Annotated in this window: 1 protein-coding gene; it reads left to right on the top strand. The window is 78.9% G+C overall.

Annotated elements, in window-relative coordinates; genetic code table 11:
* On the top strand, window positions 1-923 hold a 923-nt coding region (locus tag GTW08_RS21600), incomplete at both ends, for an L-aspartate oxidase (protein WP_161152449.1).

Raw genomic sequence — 923 nt, 5'->3', positions numbered from 1 at the left:
AGGGCGGGCACTCGGCGTTCCGGGTGGTGCATGCGGGCGGCGACGCCACCGGCGCCGAGGTCGAGCGGGCGCTGGTCGCGGCGACCCGGGAGGCGGGCGTCACCGTGCTCGACGGGCACGTGGCCGACGACGCGCTGCGCGACGTGACCGGCCGGGTCGTCGGGCTCTCCGTCCTGGCCGGGGACGGCGGTGCGGAGACGGGCGTGCTGCGCGCCCCCGCGGTCCTGCTGGCCACCGGTGGGTACGGGCAGCTCTACTCCTCGACGACCAACCCGGCGACCTCCACCGGCGACGGCGTCGCGATCGCGCTGCGTGCCGGGGCGACGGCGGCCGACCTGGAGTTCGTGCAGTTCCACCCGACCGTGCTCTGGACCGGGCCGGCGGTCGGGCGCCGCCCGCTGGTCACCGAGGCCGTCCGCGGCGAGGGCGCGGTCCTGCGCGACCGGGCCGGGCACGCGTTCATGGCCGGGGTGCACCCGCTGGCCGACCTCGCCCCGCGCGACGTCGTCGCGGCGGCGATCACCCGGCACACCGCCGAGACCGGCAGCGAGTGCGCCTGGCTCGACGCGACCGGTCTGGCGGGCTTCGCCACCCGGTTCCCGACCGTGTTCGCCTCCTGCCGGGAGGCGGGCATCGACCCGCGGACCGAGCCGATCCCGGTGAACCCGGCGGCGCACTACGCCTGTGGCGGCGTCGTCACCGACACCTGGGGCCGCACCGGCGTCCCGGGGCTGTACGCGGCGGGCGAGGTCGCCCGCACCGGGCTGCACGGGGCGAACCGGCTCGCGTCGAACTCGCTGCTGGAGGGGCTGGTCGTGGGGGAGCGGGTGGTCCGCGCGGTCTGCGAGGACCGGGCCGCGGCCGGGCCCGCGCTGCTCACCGCGCCGGTCGAGCCCGCCCCGGCGCTGCCGGTCGCGGACCGC

This window comes from Pseudonocardia sp. SID8383, assembly GCF_009864975.1.
GTDB lineage: Bacteria > Actinomycetota > Actinomycetes > Mycobacteriales > Pseudonocardiaceae > Pseudonocardia > Pseudonocardia alni.
This window is presented reverse-complemented; position numbering and strand designations above follow the sequence as displayed.